This is a genomic window from Shewanella sp. Isolate13 (genome assembly GCF_022398325.1).
GTDB lineage: Bacteria > Pseudomonadota > Gammaproteobacteria > Enterobacterales > Shewanellaceae > Shewanella.
In genome coordinates this window covers 70000-89240 of record NZ_JAKEVD010000017.1, presented here as the reverse complement: position 1 = coordinate 89240, position 19241 = coordinate 70000, and the positions used below count along the sequence as shown (strand labels likewise).

At 44.8% G+C, this 19241-nt stretch carries 15 protein-coding genes; 10 read left to right on the top strand and 5 right to left on the bottom strand.

The annotated features are described in order from the left end of the window. The coding region (locus L1D44_RS12430; protein ID WP_239891070.1) for an integrase core domain-containing protein at positions 1 to 236 on the top strand (236 nt) is incomplete at its 5' end. A 194-nt stretch (positions 237 to 430) separates the two neighbouring features. On the opposite strand, the gene L1D44_RS12425 is transcribed toward L1D44_RS12430, so the two are convergent. The 3 genes from L1D44_RS12425 to L1D44_RS12415 form a co-directional block, all read right to left on the bottom strand. Beyond that, on the bottom strand, positions 431 to 1330 hold the full coding sequence (locus L1D44_RS12425; RefSeq protein ID WP_239891068.1) for a prohibitin family protein: 900 nt from the start codon (positions 1328 to 1330) through the stop codon (positions 431 to 433). Between the two features lie 196 nt (positions 1331 to 1526). Beyond that, entirely contained in the window at positions 1527 to 1769 is a 243-nt protein-coding gene (locus L1D44_RS12420; RefSeq protein ID WP_239891066.1) for a YdcH family protein, read from the bottom strand. 191 nt (positions 1770 to 1960) lie between these two features. Continuing rightward, positions 1961 to 2473, bottom strand: coding sequence for a MerR family transcriptional regulator (locus tag L1D44_RS12415; RefSeq protein ID WP_239891065.1), 513 nt, complete (start codon positions 2471 to 2473; stop codon positions 1961 to 1963). Between the two features lie 590 nt (positions 2474 to 3063). Here L1D44_RS12415 and L1D44_RS12410 point away from each other — a divergent pair. From L1D44_RS12410 to L1D44_RS12400, 3 genes are all read left to right on the top strand, one after another. Continuing rightward, on the top strand, positions 3064 to 4254 hold the full coding sequence (locus L1D44_RS12410) for an alginate export family protein (protein WP_239891063.1): 1191 nt from the start codon (positions 3064 to 3066) through the stop codon (positions 4252 to 4254). Positions 4255 to 4521: 267 nt separating this feature from the next. Further along, a complete protein-coding gene (locus L1D44_RS12405; RefSeq protein ID WP_239891061.1) occupies positions 4522 to 5991 on the top strand; it encodes an MBL fold metallo-hydrolase in 1470 nt (489 codons plus the stop codon). Between the two features lie 145 nt (positions 5992 to 6136). Then, positions 6137 to 7150: a hypothetical protein gene (locus tag L1D44_RS12400; protein ID WP_239891059.1), complete on the top strand. Its 1014-nt coding sequence runs from the start codon at positions 6137 to 6139 to the stop codon at positions 7148 to 7150. 26 nt (positions 7151 to 7176) lie between these two features. Here the strand turns inward: L1D44_RS12400 and L1D44_RS12395 are convergent, their stop codons facing one another. Further along, positions 7177 to 7587 (bottom strand): hypothetical protein, encoded by a 411-nt coding sequence (locus tag L1D44_RS12395; protein ID WP_239891057.1) that lies wholly within the window; start codon positions 7585 to 7587, stop codon positions 7177 to 7179. Positions 7588 to 7962: 375 nt separating this feature from the next. On the opposite strand from L1D44_RS12395, the gene glnD reads away from it, so the two are divergent. Together glnD and L1D44_RS12385 are read left to right on the top strand one after the other, a co-directional pair. Next, the gene (gene glnD / locus L1D44_RS12390; protein ID WP_239891055.1) at positions 7963 to 10536 is read left to right on the top strand and encodes a [protein-PII] uridylyltransferase; all 2574 of its coding nucleotides are present in this window, start codon (positions 7963 to 7965) and stop codon (positions 10534 to 10536) included. A gap of 48 nt (positions 10537 to 10584) precedes the next feature. After that, positions 10585 to 11181 (top strand): HAD-IB family hydrolase, encoded by a 597-nt coding sequence (locus L1D44_RS12385; RefSeq protein ID WP_239891053.1) that lies wholly within the window; start codon positions 10585 to 10587, stop codon positions 11179 to 11181. Positions 11182 to 11262: 81 nt separating this feature from the next. Here L1D44_RS12385 and L1D44_RS12380 read toward each other — a convergent pair whose 3' ends face one another. Then, the gene (locus L1D44_RS12380; protein WP_239891051.1) at positions 11263 to 12801 is read right to left on the bottom strand and encodes a glutamate synthase-related protein; all 1539 of its coding nucleotides are present in this window, start codon (positions 12799 to 12801) and stop codon (positions 11263 to 11265) included. Between the two features lie 373 nt (positions 12802 to 13174). Here L1D44_RS12380 and L1D44_RS12375 point away from each other — a divergent pair, with 373 nt between their 5' ends. From L1D44_RS12375 to L1D44_RS12360, 4 genes are all read left to right on the top strand, one after another. Then, positions 13175 to 14236 (top strand): GGDEF domain-containing protein, encoded by a 1062-nt coding sequence (locus L1D44_RS12375; protein ID WP_239891049.1) that lies wholly within the window; start codon positions 13175 to 13177, stop codon positions 14234 to 14236. 338 nt (positions 14237 to 14574) lie between these two features. After that, positions 14575 to 15612: a glutathione synthase gene (locus L1D44_RS12370; protein WP_239891047.1), complete on the top strand. Its 1038-nt coding sequence runs from the start codon at positions 14575 to 14577 to the stop codon at positions 15610 to 15612. Then, positions 15596 to 17575 (top strand): flavohemoglobin expression-modulating QEGLA motif protein, encoded by a 1980-nt coding sequence (locus tag L1D44_RS12365; RefSeq protein WP_239891045.1) that lies wholly within the window; start codon positions 15596 to 15598, stop codon positions 17573 to 17575. Before L1D44_RS12370 ends, L1D44_RS12365 begins: the two co-directional genes overlap by 17 nt. Before the next feature lie 423 nt (positions 17576 to 17998). Continuing rightward, positions 17999 to 19081, top strand: a complete 1083-nt coding sequence (locus L1D44_RS12360; protein WP_239891043.1) for a PQQ-dependent sugar dehydrogenase — start codon at positions 17999 to 18001, stop codon at positions 19079 to 19081. Positions 19082 to 19241 lie beyond the last annotated feature (160 nt).

Genomic DNA, 19241 nt, shown 5'->3' with positions numbered 1-19241 from the left:
ATATCACTTCGGACGATTTGGATAACCAGCTCTCTGAGTGGCAACATTATTACAACTGGGAGCGACCTCATAGTGCCCACAAAGGCAAAACGCCGATGGAAAAATACTTCGATATAGCAAATGAAACGCCATTCTCTGATGAAGTCATGAGTAACTATGATATTAAAAACGAAAGGGTTCAGGACGCAAATTATAAGCTAGATTTAGAGATCGCCAGGTTGAAACTATGTCTATGAATCACACAATGTAGATTATTCTAAATTGGTCTGGTGCAGAGAGGGACTAACCAGCCCTTCATTATTGACTAAGTCCTAAGCTTATCTCGTAAGCAGTTTTTATCGAATCAATGTTTTGGTTAGTATTCACTCCAGATACATAACCGAGGTGAGTGGGAGTTATTAAACTTCACTCACCCGTTATTTAAGCATGGCTATTCTTTTGTTCTAGCAGAATCTCTAATGTCCATTATCGGCATGGCACCTTCACCCATCATAGTGCTGGGGAGTTTACCATCCCAAGCTTGTGCTTCTGTTAACTTAACAATAAGTGGATTGTTTTTAAGTGCCTTCGCTTTTGCTTCGATAGCCTCCGCTTCCGCTTTACCCTTTAACAAAATTGACTGAGCTTCGGCTTCGGCAACTTTAAGGATGCCTTTTGCTCTCGCGTCGGCAGTGTTTACAGCGCGAAGCGCCTCGAGACGTTGCCGCTCAAGTTTGTGCTCTTCGGCAGCGGCAAGGTTTTTTTCAGTCTGCTTTATCTCAATCGAGTTAATGTACTTTTGCGGCAGGATGATATTTTCAATTTGAATGTTATCAACGATAACAGGAAAGCCTTCCATCTCTTCGGCTAGGCGGCGCTCGATGCCTTGAATTGCACTGGCCCTATCTTGGATTAACTGTTCGGCTTCAAATTGTGGAATGGTATCTTTAGTGGCGGAGCGAAAGCGAGGATCGAGAATTCGCTGCTCAAATTGTGTCAGACCACCATAACGCTTAAAGAGATCTAATGCGGCTTCTTTATTCACTGTCCAGTTTACACTGACCTCTATGGTCACCGGCATCTGCTCTTTGGTACTCGATGCCATTTTCTCGGCATTTTTTCGAGTTCTTACTTCGATCATCTCAACCGTTTCAATAAATGGGATCTTAAAATGTAATCCAGGGTTTTGTTGATCTTTGGCTTCGCCAAAGCGCTTTACCACACCCACATGCCCTTCAACCACGATGAAGTAGGAGTTGAAGATGGCGATGATAAGCAAGATGAACGGCAGGGCTTTAGCCAATGAAAGTGCTTTGAATAATTGAGCGAATTTTGATTTTTGCTGCAGCATGTTGATGTCCTTTCTAAATATGCGCTGCAAAGATACCAGTAAATGTAAAGTGGATGAAATATTTGTTTGGATTTTGTTGTTTTGAGCGGGAGAGGAAGTTCGGCTTGAGTAAAAGGAGAACACTAAAAAAGGGAGCTTAGGCTCCCTTTTTGTGATCGATTAATCGATGTGTGCTGGTTTAACGGACACTTGCTGATTAGGCATCTGTATTAAGACGATGAAACAGCGAGTCTTTTAGTTCGGCTCGATCGTGTTTTAATTGATGCATTGCGTTGTCATCAATTGGCGCGCCCTTTAATTCAAGTTCGCGGATCTCTTTATCCAGTGCATTGTAGCGTTTGGTGTCTTGTGCAAAAGCGTCATCACTTTGGCATAGCTTAACAATAATATCTTGGTACTCAGGAAACTCATGCATAATTGAGTGGTTTTCACCTAACATATCAACCCCTAAATAGTTAATTAACAGTATTGTTGCTAGATAAGTAAAGCTAATTACATGAGGAATTACAAGCTAGTTGGTCAAGGTTTAGCATTTCCTTTAATCATTCTTACTGTGCTAGATGGTCTCTTTATTTAAACGCGCGCAAATGAAAACGCCCACAGTAGCTGCAGGCGTTTAACTTAGGAAGGTTAGAGTGCGCGAATACGTTTTATCTCTTCGGCATCAATGCTTAATGACTCGAGAAATTTTTGGTGTTCCTGCGGTTCAAGTTTCTCAAAGGTTTGATGCCAGCGTACCATTGCATCCTCATCAAAACCTGCTTCAACCATGATCTCGACCCAACGTTGCTTGTTTACCATTTCGTTCTCCAATAAAGCTGGGGCCTTCAATAAAATGACAATGGCCCGCTGTTGCTGTCTAAGTTTGGCAACCTCCTGTTCAAGCTGATTAAAGTGATCCTTTAACAGCTGAGGCTGCTCTAGTGCGTTTTCTTCGTTAAGTAAGGTTGCAATGTTGGCCACCGATAATCCATATGCACGATACGACACTATTGCGGCTAACTTTTTATCTTCAGCCTCACCATAATATCGATAGCCATTATCTGCTCGTAATGCTGGTGTGAGCAGCCCTTCTTTCTCATAATAGAGCAAAGTGGTTCGAGAGATATTGGCGCGTTTTGCAAGTTGGGTAACGGTATACATATTTCATCCTAGCCTTGACGACAGCGTGGAGTATTAAGCCTACACCTGTAGACAGGTCAACAGGTATTTTTAATGATTGTTGCTAGCTATGATTTGTCGAATAAGCAATTATTGGTGCGTATATTTAAGTGTAACTTTGAAGTCGGAATGGTAAGACAATATTATTTGCTTCTACAAAGAGCGACTGGGTGAGGAAATCTATTGATAAACTATTCCTAAAGTATTGAGCATGCTTAGGATGTGAAAGCTTAATTGAAATCGATTCTTTGTCAAAGAAGTGGTGTTATCACTCCTTTTACAATCCTCGTCACCCCGTAATGGACTAACGTAGAGCTTTGTATAAAAACAGCTTCTAGAATTGTCCACTGAAAAGCTTTCAGTTGCGCACTACTTAAGTAACTTAACAATTAGCCAAACAGAGTTAATACCTATTTATGGGTACCACTAAATTAGTATAAGCTGATGATCTTTATCACATATTTGGTAAGCAGTTTGTAATCATTGTGTAACATTGTTTTAGATCAAAAAGTTGGGTTTGTTTCATCAATATAACTACGCATGAGAATGATGAAACAAAAGGATTACAATAAATGAAAGTCCATACCCTTACTCTAGCTGTACTTGCAAGCTTAGCTTCAACTGCTGTAACTGCAGAAACCGTTGACCCACTTAAGAAAGCTTTTATTGATGATTCCGCAGTAAAAGTGCAGTTCCGTCTTCGTTATGAAGATGTGGATGTGGCTAATGTTGATCAGCAAAATCAAACCACGCTTCGTACTCGTCTGAACTACCAAACTGGTGACTTATATAACCTGTTTGCAGTGGCTGAGGTTGATGATGTGCGCTCTACAGACAATGAGCCTTTGATTGGCGATTATAAGTATACCCAAATTAACCAGGGTTACATCGGTTATAAAGGCCCTGCAGAAACGTTAGCAAAGCTTGGTCGCCAACGTATTTTACTCGATAACCAACGTTTTGTTGGTGGCGTCGGTTTCCGTCAAAATGAGCAGACTTATGATGCCGTGTCGGTGAAGAATACTGCGATTGAAGGCTTAACGGCTTACTACGCTTATGTGGCCAATGTGAACCGTATTTTCCCTGAAGGTTCAGGCAAAGAAGAGCATGAAAATGAAACTAACCTAGTAAACCTCAACTACAAGGCGTTAGATTTCGCTAAGATTTCAGCTTATGCTTATTTAATTGATAACATCGATGTTCCGTCTTTCTCTAACGATACCTACGGTATCCGTGCAACTGGCGACATTAAACTCGATGCCCTAAAGCTAAGCTATGAAGCGGAATATGCACAGCAGTCTGAAGGTAGTGATAACCCTGTGAGTTATAGCGCTTCGTACTACAAGTTAGGAGCGGGTGTTAACTTCGATTTCATCGGCGCTAAGGTCGGTTACGAAGTATTAGGTTCGGACGATGGTAAAGCGGGTTTCATTACTCCCTTAGCAACGTTACACGCATTTAACGGCTGGACTGATAAGTTCCTATTCGGTGGTAAAGGTAACTGGGAAAACGGTCTAGTTGATACTCATTTTGTCGTGACAGCTAAGCTTGCTGGGTTAAAACTCTTGGCTAAATACCATAAGTTTGATTCTGACTATGGCGATATCGACATGGGTAAAGAGTGGGGAGTTGCAGCAACTTACCCATTTGCTAAGTACTATAGCGTAGGTGTTAAGTATGCCAGCTTTAGTGGTGCTGATGCGGGCTACGGTTTTTCAAACGATACCGATAAGCTGTGGCTAACACTGCAAGCCAAATACTAAATAAAATTAGGCGTAAAGCCTGACTGAGTCGTATTGAGCCCACACTTGGGCTCACCTCTAAGCTCCCATTTTATAAGCAGGATAATTAAGTTATTCCTGCTTTTTTTATGGTCTTCATATTATCTAATCACAGCAAGATATTTTTACCACTTCTGCTAGTCGGAATCGAGTTAAGGGTATATCTTTTAAACATAAGCACCAGAGATGACTCACCCTTTATTAACGCTATGGAGAAGGGGATTAAGGTGCCTTTTAAGGAAGATAGCGATGCAGATGACTCTCTCTTTTCTCGGTGCAGCTCAAGAGGTGACAGGCTCTTGTCATCTACTCAATATAGAAGGGGATCAAGTACTGCTCGATTGCGGCCTGATCCAGGGGAGTAAGGCCGATGTGTTACGCAACCATGAGCCCTTCGCTTTTATGCCATCGCAGATCCATGCCGTGGTATTAAGCCATGCCCATATTGACCATTCAGGTCGGCTACCTTTATTGGTGAAATCAGGGTTTACGGGGCCCATCTATAGCCAAAAGGCCACGGTGGAGCTTTGTGATGTGATGCTTAGAGATGCGGCTATGTTGCAGGCTCGGGATACGGAAAGACTTAACAAGAAGCGGGAAAAGAATGACTTACCTTTGCTGGAACCGCTCTTTGATGAAGCCGATGTCGATCGGGTGATGCAGCAATTTGTGGCGCTCGATTATGGCGAGAAGGCGCAAGTGACCCCTCAGCTTAAAGTCTGTTTATCCGATGCGGGGCATATTCTAGGCTCGGCAGTGGTTGAGCTGTGGTTTGGCCAAGGGGATGAGAGTAAAAAGCTGGTTTTTAGCGGCGATCTTGGTCGAGAGGGCATGCCGATTCTGGATGATCCGACACTCATCGATAAGGCCGATCTGGTGCTGATGGAAAGTACCTATGGCGACAGACGACACCGTGGCTGGGATGATACCTTAGAGGAGCTAAAGTCGATATTTGCCCGTACCATAGAGCAGAGTCGAGGCAACATTTTGTTGCCCGCCTTTTCGGTTGGCCGCGCACAGGAGTTGCTGTATCTGTTTCACCTTCACGCCAAAGATTGGGATCTTTCTCGCTGGAGGATTTGCCTCGATAGCCCGATGGCGATTAGGGCGACACAGATCTATGTAAAAAACTACAGCCTAATGGATGAGGATTTTAAGCGTTTTACCCGTATGTCACCGGGTAAGCATCCACTGTTGTCGAATGTCGACTTTATCGATACCACTGAGGAGTCGATGGAGTTGAATCATATTCACCAAGGCTTGATCGTTATAGCGGGTAGCGGTATGTGTAACGGGGGCCGAATTCGCTGTCATCTCGAGCACAATTTAGCAAACCCGTTATCGGATGTGATTATTTGTGGCTATCAGGCACAGGGCACGCCCGGACGACTGTTAGTCGATGGCGCTAAAAGTTTAACCATTAGTGGTCAAAGCGTTAATGTCGCAGCTAAGTTGCACACTGTGGGTGGCTTGTCGGCCCATGCGGATCAAGCTGAGTTATTGCATTGGTATCGACACTTTAGCGACTCTCCTCCGGTAGTATTAGTGCATGGAGAGGTTGAGGCGCAGAAAGCATTGCTAGCACAGCTTTCTGCAGATCCTAACTTAGCGCCGAGTCACAGTGCGATAGCCGAGTTAGGAGACTGCTTAGATCTGACCCAACTACCTAAGCTTGTCTGGTTATCTAAGTCTACTGCTAATGAGCCACAAGATGAATGACGCTTGAGATGTAAAGTCGATGTAATGGGTGATACTATCTCGATACATTAATGTCATATTCTGAGTGGATTGCTTGTCGTCTAAGTGGTTGTTATTTACAGTTTTAGCTTTAAACCTTGCCCCTGCATATGGGGGGCAAGCTTCAGTGCGCGTCCTTAAAGAAGTGAGGCTGGCAGAAGCTGAGCCAGAAGTATATTCAGGTGCTGATGTTCGCTCTACAGAAACTAAGGTTTTAGAAGCCAAGGCAGTAGAAGCTAATTCAACAGAGGCTAAGGCTGCAGAAGTTAACCCGCCCCCTGAAGACGATCCTTGTTACAGCCAGTCACAGATGGAAGGGGCGATAGATAAAGCCTTCGACTACATCAACACTAAGTTCTGCCAACCCGCAATCTGGTTTGATAGTTTTTTTGTGGACGAGAGAGTAGAAGAGGATGCTAGGGCCGGCACGATTGTGCGTTGGTATAACGACTTTGCTTATTACGAGAAAGAGGGTTTTAAATATCGAGCCAACCTCAACGCCAGACTAAATCTACCTGGTGTGACTAAACGCTTAAAGATCATTTTAGACTCGACAGGTGAGGATGATCCGTTCGGCTTTATCAAATCACCAGATGATAATAATGAGCGGGATATCGGCCTGAGATATGATTGGTACGCTAAAGATCGCGTCAGTTTTAATATTAAGGCGAATTTCAAACCTAAGATCGAAGCGAGGTGGCGTTATACCTATCCTCTCTCTGAGAGTACAGTGACGCGACTCACTCAAAAGCTCTATCAAGAGAAGAAGGTGACAGGGGAGTCGACCGAGTTTGATATTGAGCATGCCTTTAATGAGACATTTGTGGGTCGATGGAGCTCGGTGGCGCAATATGAGAATCGTGATAATGGTTGGGAGTTTGGCTCTAGCCTTAAAGTCTATCAATACATCAATAACAAGCAGGCGCTGAGCTATCAGGCGAGTATTTATGGCGTCGATGAGCCTTATCATTACGTTAAGAATGCTAGCGTTAGTTTTACCTACCGACAGAACTTTGCTAGGGATTGGTTATTCTTCGCGATCACGCCCGAATACAATTGGAGTAAGGAGGATGAATTTTCGATGCGGATTAATCAGATCATCCTGACCTTTACCATTGAGTTACTATTTCAAAATGTCTAACAGCCTCTGCTTTTCCTATTTGTTACTTAATTAGGCTCAAAGGACATAATGCTAACGTCAGGATCCGCTTCATCAAGGTCCTGTTGTGCTGGTACGGCAACAAGTTCAGCTAGAATAATCAAGCTATCGGTATAGGAAAAACCATAGCCATAGCCACCTTCGGTAGTGACACCGTTACCGAGTAAATGCGGATCGCTGAAGTGATCTTTAAAGGCAAAGTCCCCAGAGGTAACAGGTGTTATCTGCACCACCCGATAGCCATCGAGGTTTAACTTTTCAATCGCCAGTTGCAGGTCAGCGTTGAGTCTGTCGCTATCAACCTTGCAGGTGGAGTATTCAAAGTCTGATGTCTTTGGTTTCGCGGCCCACATCTCTTCGCGCTTATCGGTTTCAATCTTGGCAAAATAACTCTTAACCAACACAATTTTTTGTTTCATTGAGGCGACCTTTAGCTTATCGCTAATCTATTTACAGTATATAGGTGTACATGACACCAGAGAGTACTCTATTACCACCTAAGGGTAAACGTTGTTAATTAGTGCTTATTCAATGGCTTTTGCTAGCTAAGTTGTGTGTTTTTTGTGCTCCACAAGGGCTGGAGTTGGCTGGAAACTAACCTATGTTTGGGAGCTAAACTCAGGGTTTGCCTTGTGGTTTGTTGAAAAAAAGTCTTGTAATTGTTATTGTTTTGCAGTTGTTGCTCCAGTTCGAGTCACCTTTTAGATGGCTAAGTTTACCCAGCAGTCATTAAATATGAGTGAGTCGTCAGCTAGTATAAACCTGTTGTTTAGCGATTAGGAAAAGCCCTTATTATGTCTAATGTATTGGAACTGAACTCCATTGCGGAGTTAAAGCTCCATATAAAAACCTTCGATGAAAGGCTTAACGAGCAGTTTTTAACCCTGCCGGTACAGTCTTTGCTGAAAAGGCGGGCGAAACATATAGACGAGATGTTGGTATCGCTATGGAAGATGTACCATCTGCATAATACATCTATGTCGCTCAATGCGGTGGGAGGATATGGTCGAAGGGCGCTGCACCCTAGGTCGGATATCGATTTAGCCATTATCATCGAACAAGAGTTAACCCCGCAGCAGCAAGAACAATTATCCCTCTTCCTCACCCGCCTCTGGGATTTTGGTTTAGACATAGGTCAAACCGTTAGAACACTTTCTGAATCGATAGAGTCTGCAAAGTCAGATATCACCATAGCAACAAACCTGCTGGATATTCGCTGTTTAGTGGGCCCTAAGAAACACGCACAATCCATTAAAGAACAGCTATACCAAGATGAGTTGTGGACCAGCTTGTCCTTCTACGATGCAAAAATGGATGAGCAGTTGCAACGACATAATAAAGCGCAGAATACCGCGCTGTATTTAGAGCCTAATTTGAAGAACAACCCCGGTGGTCTGCGTGATGTACACACCATCATGTGGATTGCACAGAAGCACTTTTCATTAGCCAATGCCAATGCCTTAAAGACCATTGGCTTTCTACAGCAGGACGAAGTCTATGAACTGCTAGAAGCCTATGATTTTATCTGTCGGGTGAGATGGGCGCTGCACTGCGTGACTCAGTCAGCCCAAGATGTGCTGCTGTTTGAGCATCAGGCGGCAGTCGCCGAATTTATGCATTTTGGTCAAGGCGATAATAGCCAGCTCGCCATCGAGCGTATGATGCGCCAATTATTTAGGGCGATGACCCGAGTGCGTGAGTTAAATCAGATCATCTGTGACTCCTTTAAGCTCGATACCCTAAATGACACCGAGCGCAGCAATCTCGATGCTATCGATAAATACTTCAGTGTTTGTAATGGGCTCATTGAGGTGAAGTTTACCCAAGCCTTTATCGATAAGCGTCAGGTTATGCGGATGTTTAAGTTACTGGCCGAGAATGACAATATCGAAGGCATTGCGCCACAAACATTGCGACTGCTTAGGCAGACTCGGCGCGGTTTACTCGGCGAACTTCAAGATTATCAGGGCTGCAGAGAAGAGTTTTTAGCTATCTTGTCCCACCCAAAAGGTTTGCGAAAGTGTTTGGGCTTGATGCATAGATACGGCGTGTTAGCGGCCTACTGCTCCCAGTGGCGAGCCATCGAGGGGCAGATGCAGTTTGATATGCATAACGCCTTTACTGTGGATGAGCATACCTTTAAGGCGATTCAATATATTGATAGTTTTGCCCTTAACAAGAAGAACAGTCTTACCTATACGCTTTACCAAAATATCAGTAACCGTTTTGCGCTCGTGTTTGCAACCCTGTGTCATCATTTGTCAGGTAAACAGACCATAGAAAACAGTGAATTGAGCGCCATTCAGGCAAAAGAGTTAGCGGAAGAGCATTTGCTGAAAGGCTCAACTACTTCGCTTATCTACTGGTTAGTCGCCAACCAGAACCTGCTGATCAGTGCGATTCAGACCCAAGATATCAGTGAGCCGGATGTGATTAAACATCTTGCTAAAAGCGTAGGCTCACAAGACAAGCTCAATGCACTGTTTCTATTTACCATCGCCGATATGATGGCAACTAACGAGAGCTACTGGAACGATTGGCAGGAGAGCCAATTGACGCTCTTGTATATGGCGATTCGAGATGCGTTAAAGCAGGGGATTGAAAATATTTTTGAGGTGCGTACCGTTATCCGTGAGAATCAGGCCGATGCCAAGCCTATATTGATTCAACAAGGGATAGATGAAGCGCGCCTAGCCGCCTTTTGGCATACCTTACCGAACAACTTCTTTAGTAGTAATTCGGTGGCCGATATCGTTGAGATCACCCAGCATATTCTCACCACCGAGCCGGGGACGACCCGAGTGTTTGCCGGCCAGAACAGTGATCATGGCTTTACCAGTCTCTTTGTCTATACCCAAGATAGAGCCAAGTTGTTTGTGGATCTGTTTAAGACCTTAGCCAGTTCAAAGCTTAAGGTGAAAGATGCGCAGATGATGCAGACTAAAGATGGCCGTGTACTAGAGATCATTAAGGTGCTGGATCATAGGGATGAACCCATTGATGATGAGCCGCGAATCGAGCAGATCATCAAACGCATTTTCCGTGCAATTGAGCGGCGAGAAAGACCGAGAAAGTTGATGACGCCAAGAGCGTTAAAGAATTTCGATAGCCCTCCTGTGGTCACCGTGCTGCATACGACCAAGAAGAATCGCGCCTTACTCAAGGTTAACAGTCTAGATGATCCCATCTATCTAGAGCAGATCTGTAACTTATTGTCTGAGCGCAATCTGATTATTCACTCTGCCAAGATAAGTACCCTAGGTGAGTGTACCGAGAATGTGTTTATGGTCTCTAACGCAGAGAAAACCGCCTTTGGTCATGACGAGCAACTCAAGCTGGTGGATATTATCGAAGAGGAGATTGCCTAAAAGCTGGTAGAATGGTTCGCTATTGTATCGACAGCTTAGGAGAGCGGCTTGAAGCTAGTCTTGTTCGATTTTGATGGCACCTTGACCCATCAGGATATGTTTACCAAATTTATTCTCTATTCGGCAACGCCGCCTCGCTTGTTGCTTGGCCTAGTATTTATGTCGCCGCTGTACCTGCTCTATAAACTGGGGCTGATCCCGGCGCGAAAACTAAGACCATTTGTTAGCTTCTTTGCCTTTGCGGGGCGCAGTGAACATAAGGTCAGCGCTATAGGTGAGGCCTATGCTCATCGAGTCATTCCCTCAAGCTTAAGGGCCGACATGCTGCAAACCTTAAGGCGGCATCAAGCCGATGGGGCGACCGTCGTGCTGGTCTCTGCTTCACTTGATCTTTACCTTAAACCTTGGTGCAAGACGATGGGCATAGCACTCATCTGCAGCGAGATGGCTGTTGACGGCAGGCGCTATAATGGTCACTACAGCGGCGGAGATTGTAGCTGTGAGGCTAAGGCTTATAAGGTGTCGCAGGAATTTGATTTAAGCCGCTATAGCCAGATCTACGCCTACGGCGATACCAAAGAGGATCTCGCTATGCTCGCCTTAGCCGATAAGGCATTTATGAATGGCATCGAGCACCCTCTTTAGCATTGTCGTCTTAATATTGCTCCCCCTTTAATCGTCGCAGCTTATCTAGCTAAGTCTCTATAAAACTAAGTGGCGATGAAGCTAGGGCTCCATAAAGCCTGAGTATTTTACGCCACTAAGGTGCGCCATCTCTCTGTGCCAGGTGGCTAAATCGTCTCTATTAAATTGACTGAGTGAGTCATGGCCGCAGGCCCTTGCCATCAGTTGCATCAACTCGGTTGAGGCTTGGAAAAAGTTGCATAATTGCTTAGCGGATTTATTAATATTGAGGCGTTGGCGCAGGTCGGCATTTTGGGTGGCGATCCCGGCAGGGCAGTTATTGGTATTACACATTCTCGCAGCAACACAGCCGATGGACTGCATGGCGCTGTTTGATATCGCCACACCATCGGCGCCTAAGGCTAGTGCCTTTACAAAATCGATGGGTGTACGTATTCCGCCGGTAATGATCAAGGTTACCTGGCCGCTTGCACCTTGTTGATCTAAATATCGTCTTGCCCTAGCAAGAGCCGGAATTGTCGGTACGCTGATATGATCGCGAAAAATCTCCGGCGCCGCGCCCGTGCCGCCGCCTCGACCATCTAAGATAATATAATCGGCACTGGCATCGAGTGCGAATTGAATATCTTGCTCAATATGATTGGCACTGAGCTTAAAGCCTATTGGGATCCCGCCTGAGATCTCTCTGACTCTATCGGCAAAACGCTTGAAGTCGGCGCAACTTTTAAGATCGATAAAGGTGGGAGGGGAGATGGCATCAGTGCCTTCTGCTAGCCCCCTGACTTGTGAGATTTTGCCAATATTTTTACTCGCCGGTAGATGGCCACCAGTGCCTGTTTTGGCTCCCTGTCCCCCCTTAAAATGGAAGCTTTGTACCTTATGCAGTAGCTCCTCTTGATAACCAAATTGGGCACTAGCCAGCTCATAGAAATAGCGTGAGTTTTCAGCTTGCTCTTCGCTTAACATGCCGCCCTCACCGGAGCAGATCCCGGTGCCAGCCAGTTCGGCGCCGCGAGCGAGCGCGATTTTAGCTTCTTCCGAGAGCGCGCCAAAACTCATATCGGAGACCAGCAGCGGGATCGCCAGCTTGAGCGGTTTTCTTGCCTGAGGCCCTATGATTAACTCGGTTGCCACCTCGGCATCTTCCATGAGCGGCTTGGTTGCCATCTGCGCCACCATCAGCTGCAGGTCATCCCAGTGAGGTAGCTCATTGCGGGGCACTCCCATGGATGTCATTGGCCCGTGGTGACCCACTTTAGATAAGCCTTCTCGCGCCAGTAGGTGGATATACTCAAGGGTGGGCTCTATGGCTGTATTCTGAGCGATGGGAGCCGCATTAACGGCTTGAATGACTCCAGAGCCTTGCTTACCCACATCAGCCTGAGAAAACTGTTTATGGGAGCCATCGCAAAAGGGAGCGTTAGCCGTGTGTTTGCACTGACAAAGATAAGCCTCTTCGGTCTTATCTGCCTTAAAAGCCAGCGGCTTAAACTCGGTTCCGTTGTGGGAACCATCACAAAATGGTTGACTCTTAGAGCGTCCGCAGCGACAGAAATAATAATCTTTTCCTTGGGTTAGATTAACTTTTATCGGCTTATTATCGGCAACGACTGGCTTCATCGGATTACCCCTTCCCTTTTTTATAGGGCTGATAAATGAACTAGTTAAAGCATAGTCATAAATCGGTTGTGGTGTAGTTCTTGCCTTGAGTATCTACCCGATTTTTGGGGGAGTGGGTGAGTAGGCTTATACATTAGGTAGTATCTCTTGGCTATACAGCGAGGTTTTAGCATTATTTGGCTGGTATGAGCTGTTAAATCTGATTTTAAATCAATACTTAATATCTAGAAGACGAGGTAGTTATTTATTTAAGTTCGATGTAAGGATGAGTTTAGTTAGAGTATTTATTAAATATTAGTTTATGGTTAAGTCAGTTCTTTATTTGGGTTCTTAAACCTAAAGCCAGCTTTATTGTTATTAAAAAGGTCACATTATGGATAGCTTAACCTTTTCAGTTAAACATCAGGATAATGAACTCTTTGATCTATACAAGCACAGGCGTGTGCTGACTTTTATTCTAGTTGTAACCCTTGCCACTTTCGTTCCCTTGGGGGTTAAAAACCTCTTTATTGGAGAGATTGGCCTAGGTTTTTTTCTGCTGGCTTTCGAACTGAGTTTAATGATCGAAGTCATTGCTATCTTTCGTTTAAAGCGCCAACTTCTAGGTTATTTTCCTCCGCTGTTTTTACTGTGCATCTCCATCGTGTTGAGTATCAATGTTTTCGGTACCTTGGCGACTTATTGGGTATTTCCTGTCGTCATGACCATAGTGTTTATAGTGCCCCCAAAAATGGCGATGTTAACCAATGCACTCATTATTGTCGGTTCAGTGATAGCGGCAATTCCACACCAAGCGCATATGGTTACTCTGCGATATGTCTTGGCGCTGTTGATATGTGCATCTATTGCACATGTGGTGATTGGAGCGATGCGAAAATTACAGCGGGATTTGTGTGAGCTCTCAATAAAAGATTCATTAACCGGAGCGTTGAACCGTAATCAGATGGATGACTCCTTACTGATGGCGAGTGAAAAGGCCAAGGTGGGGCTGGGCACTTGTATTGCACTAATCGATATCGATAACTTTAAGAAGGTGAACGATCAACACGGTCATGACATGGGCGATAAAGTGATAAAAGTTGTCGTTGAGCAAATTAATATGAATTGCAGAAAGAGCGACCTGCTTTTTCGTCTCGGCGGCGATGAATTCTTGTTGTTATTCGATACTCGCTGCGTTGAGAGTGCGGTGGCAGTGGCTCATATGATCAGCAAGAGAGTGATAGAGGGCATTACTGAACGATTCCCTGAAGCCTCAGGAGTGACACTTAGCATAGGTATCGCTGAGTCTATCGCAGCAGAAGACCCTGAGATTTGGGTTAAACGCGCCGATTTAGCCCTGTATGATGCCAAACATTCAGGGAAAAATCAGATCAAGGTTTTTGCCCCTGAGCATAGCTCTGCAACTTCAAAAGCGGTTGTACCGTTATTCAGCTAATAGTTATTCAAAACAACCCGGTTTTCAGCACAAGTTTATGGATAATGAAAAAGCCTTGAAAGGTCATGCTGTAGGGCTTTCGGCTTGTCGACTAGTTGTGTAATTAGTGAATAAATTTATTTTATTTTGTGGGTATATTTTTATATTCCAATTGCAAAATTTGGTGTAAATTAGCGCCACCATATCTAGTACAACTTGTATTGATAGATAGATGCCATAGTACGGCTTAGGTCGTGTTACCTAAGTCATTGTGTTGTTTATTTTGAATACTCTACACCTCCCCAAGCCACCACCTGGCCCAAGATCTTTAGAGCATTCCGTTTTATAAAGAGATCCCTATGAATATTCTATTTTTGATGTACCCATGGTCTACTATCGTGCCTGAAACCGACACCACGCTGAGGTTAATCCATGAGTGTGTTGTTAGGGGACATACCGTTGCGCTTGCGACTACAAGTAATTTAACCATGCGCGACTCTGAAGCGAGTGCATTTTGCCAAGTATTCAATAAAGAGCTGCCTACGCCAAATAACATCGTCTCTTTCTATAAGAGGGCTGAGTTTAAAAAGGTGCAGTTGCCGTTAGCAGGATTTGACAGCATCTTTATGCGCGCGAGCCCACCGCTCGACCCGATTGCACTTAACTTCCTCGATTCGGTGCGCGATCAAGTGTTCATCATGAACGATATCGATGGACTGCGGATCGCCAATAACAAGCTGTACACCGCCTCATTTGATGATCCTGATAATACCTTTATTCCGGTCACCCATGTATCTAAGACACCCGAGTATTTAGAGCAAGTACTGCGTGAGTCTAAGACCGATAAGATGATAATGAAACCCTTAGATGGTTTCGGTGGCCAGGGCGTTATTCTTGTCGAGAAAGCGGCGCAGAAGAGTTTCCACTCGCTGTTGCAGTTCTACATCAACAGTGGAAAAGGCGCAAATTACGTTATTTTACAAGAATATGTCGAAGGTGCTGATGAGGGGGATATACGTATTCTCATGCTTAATGGCGAGCCGATTGGTGCCATGAAGCGAGTGCCTGCACCGGGCGAGGTCCGCTCGAACATTCATGCTGGTGGTAGTGTGGTTAAGCATGTGCTGACCAAGAGAGAAAAAGCCCTATGTAAGCAAATTGGACCTAAGCTTGTGCGTGATGGTTTGTTCTTTGTCGGCATAGACGTTATCAACGGAAAGTTGATCGAGGTGAACGTACAAGCCCCAGGTGGCATCATGCGTATTAACAAGTTAAATAACGTTAAGCTTCAGAGAAAAGTTATTGATTTTATTGAAGGTGTTATCGATGCGAAAGAAGCGTTGAGCACAAGAAAGACTGAATTTAGAAAGGCGATTGAAGATGCTCAGGTTATCTGAAAAAGAGTGTATAGCGTTAATTAATAAAGGTGAATGCTTCCATGGCGAAGTAGAAGGGGGGGCATTTACGGTAAAGATTGATGAATATTCTCCGTTTGTGTGTACCGCTATCCATAACGGCCACAATTTACGTGATGAGCTGGCAAACAATTGTCGATTAACGGCCGAAGAACGTCTATACGCCGAGGCGCCCTACACGGCAGATATGCTGTCATCTTTCCCGATCGTGTTGATTGGTAATGACTCACGTTTTGAATATGATTTGAATCGGCCAAAGTCCCATTCAACCAATTATAAGACTGCTTGGCAAAAACCATTAACCATTAAGCAGCGTAATGAAAGCCATGCTAAACATCAGTCTTTCTATAATGTGCTGAGTGCACTGGTTGCACGTTTAGAAAAGCAATTTAAAAACAGCATCGTATTTGACGTACACTCATATAATTACCAGAAAATTGAAGGCGATACACCGACCTTTAATATTGGTTCCAGTCAGATAGATATCGAACGTTGGGGCACGACTTGCCAGAATTTTGAGAAGCAGTTAAGCAAGATTGAGCTGCCAAATCTTGATGTACGCGCCGCAAGAGACGAAGTCTTCCAGGGGCGTGGTTATCTTATTGCCCATGTGAACGCGAACTTTGACCACACGTTAGTGTTACCACTTGAAGTGAAAAAAGTCTTCATGGATGAAGCCACGGGCGAGTTGTACCCATTGGTTTTAGAAGAGCTTAAGGCGGGTGTTAAGCAAGCGATCTCTGAGACTGCGGCTTACTTTATGCGCCGTTTTGGTAAACGTAAGTCGGTAAGAAATGTTGACCTGCTATCGTCAACCTTACCACGTGAAATACTGTCGCTGGATAAGAGCCTATTTAAGCTTGCCAGTAACGTTGCCACACTGAAATATATCAACCCGATCAATATTGCCAGTGAGCGTAAAAAGTTCTTGGCGCGTAAAGGTGCTGCGGCGCCAGAGTTTAGCTACAAGCAACTAAACCTAAATCCATATCAGTTCCGCGAGGAGTTATATAAGCTGCCTGTGGCCAATATTATGGATGCCGATATTCAGCTGCTGTATCGCCATGTGATCGATAATTTGGCGACCAAGATTGATCTTCTATGCTCAATTGGCACAGACGAATTTGTCTATAACTCGCTTAAATACTACGGCCAGCCAGATAAAGAAGATATCGCCAATGCCGAGTTTTTGTTGCGAGCACCAGATATCGAGGGGGATGACGATGAAGCGATTTATGATTCTGCTTATGCGGTGAAGTCATTCCAAAAGCAGGCCGATGAGTGGGGCCTTAAGTGTAAGGTTGAAAAATCGACACGTATTGTAGCGAAGGCGATGGTAAACAATGAGCGCGGCAGCTTATTAATCAATAAAGACGCCATGTTTACCAGCAAAGAGTTAGTCGCCTTTGCCTACCATGAACTGGGCGTGCATATGCTCACCACTGTTAACGCTCGCCGCCAAAAGCTAAGAGTGTTGTCTCTTGGTTTAGTGGGTAACACCCACACTCAAGAAGGTGTGGCGATCTATAGTGAGTATTGCTCGGGCAACTTGACGTTGAATCGCTTAAAGATTCTGGCGCTACGTGTAATCGCGGTGAACTTGATGTTAGAGCAGCGTGATTTCTCGATGACTTTTGAAACGCTTAAGCGTGAATACGGTCAAACCACAGAACAAGCCTTTACCTTAACCACTCGCGTTTATCGTGGCGGCGGTTTAACTAAAGACTTCCTCTATCTCAAGGGCTTTAGAGATATCGTTAACTTAAGTAAAACCACATCGTTAGATAATTTATTAGCAGGTAAGGCGGGCACTCTCGACTTGCCAATTTTAAACGAAATGGTTGAGCGTAATATGTTAGAGCGTCCGGTGCCGTTATTTGAGCTTAAGCATAAGTCGACACCTGAAACAGCGGTCATCGATTACCTGATCTCGGCAATTCGTTAATCGAGTTTGCTACTAATCGCTAGTCGATAGAAAATCGAACGCCTTGTGACTAATGTTGCAAGGCGTTTTTTTATCTATGGCGGTTAGAGCTAAGACGATACAAGCTTGGACGATTAGAGCTGAGATGATTAGAGCTGAGATGATACAAGCTAAGACGATTAGAGCTAAGGCGATTAGAGCTAAGACGATACAAGCTAAGACGATACAAGCTAAGACGATTAGAGCTGAAACGATTAGAGCTGAGATGATACAAGTTAAGACAGTGAAGCTGGCCGAAACTCGACTTTGTAGGTCGGGCTTTAGCCCGTCACAGGAATAGCAAAGCTTAGTGTTAGGAAAGCAGAAAATGATTGGTTTGATTCTTAAATAGACTGCTTTATGCTGGTTTTATAACCTAGAGCTTAATTGAGCATGAGGACAGGTATGTCGATAAAAATAATCCAACGAATAAGCGTGCTGATGTTGACCTTATTGGCAGTGAGTAATGTTCAGGCAATGGAAGCGGTCAAGGTGGCAAGTGGGCTCCATATACCTTGGGGGCTTACCTATGTTGACGACAATACTATGCTTATCAGTCAAAGAGATGGCGTAATTAAACAGCTTGATCTTAAAACAGGAAAACATGAGACCTTGCTTAAGCCTGCTAATGTTTGGGCTCAGGGGCAAGGTGGTTTATTGGATATTGCTCTATCTCCTTTTGAAGCAAATAAAATTTATCTGACTTACAGCAAAGACGTTAACGGGGAAGGCGCTACCACACTTGCTCAAGCGAGCTATAAAGATGGCAAGCTTTCTGATTGGCAAGATCTGTTTATCTCTGCTTCGCGAACCGATACGGGGCGGCATTTCGGCAGTCGAATTGCCTTCGATAACAATAGCCTCTATTTCTCAATAGGCGATCGCGGAGTACGCGATAATGGCCAAGATACCTTGACCCATGCGGGCAGCATTCTACGTTTAAAGCCTGATGGTAGTACGCCAAGCGATAACCCTTTTGTGGGCAATGAAGCTGTGCTCGATGAGATTTGGAGCTATGGTCATCGCAACCCCCAAGGCTTATTCTTCGATGCTCAAAGCCAGAAGCTCTGGTCAATCGAGCATGGCCCCCGCGGCGGTGATGAGATTAACTTAATTAAGCGTGGTGCTAATTATGGCTGGCCTGTTACCTCTCACGGCAAGGAGTATTGGGGACCGATGAGTGTTGGCGAAGGCAAGTTAAAGGAGGGGATTGAGCCGCCCGTTAAGGTGTATGTTCCCTCTATCGCTCCAGGCAGTTTAGTGCTGTATCGCGGTGATAAATTCCCAGAGCTCAATGGCAAGTTGCTTGCTGGTGCGCTTAAGCTGACCCACATCAATGTGGTGACCATCAATGACGCAGGCAAAGCGGTTGCAGAGCAGCGAATAATGTCGGAGCTTGGCGAGCGAATTCGAGACATTGAAGTGTCGCCACAAGGGGACATCTATTTTAGCACCGATAGCGGCAATCTTTATCGGCTTAAACAGTAAAGATAGTTCCTAGGTCCTAGGAAGAGCTAAGACGGGAAAGGCAGGTTCTAGGAAGAGCAGGTTCTAGGAAGAGCTAAGATGAACGGCCTGCGCCTTAGGAATGTGACTGTGTCACTACGGAACGCTGCGCTTACGGAAAAGATAGGAAATGCAGGTGCTA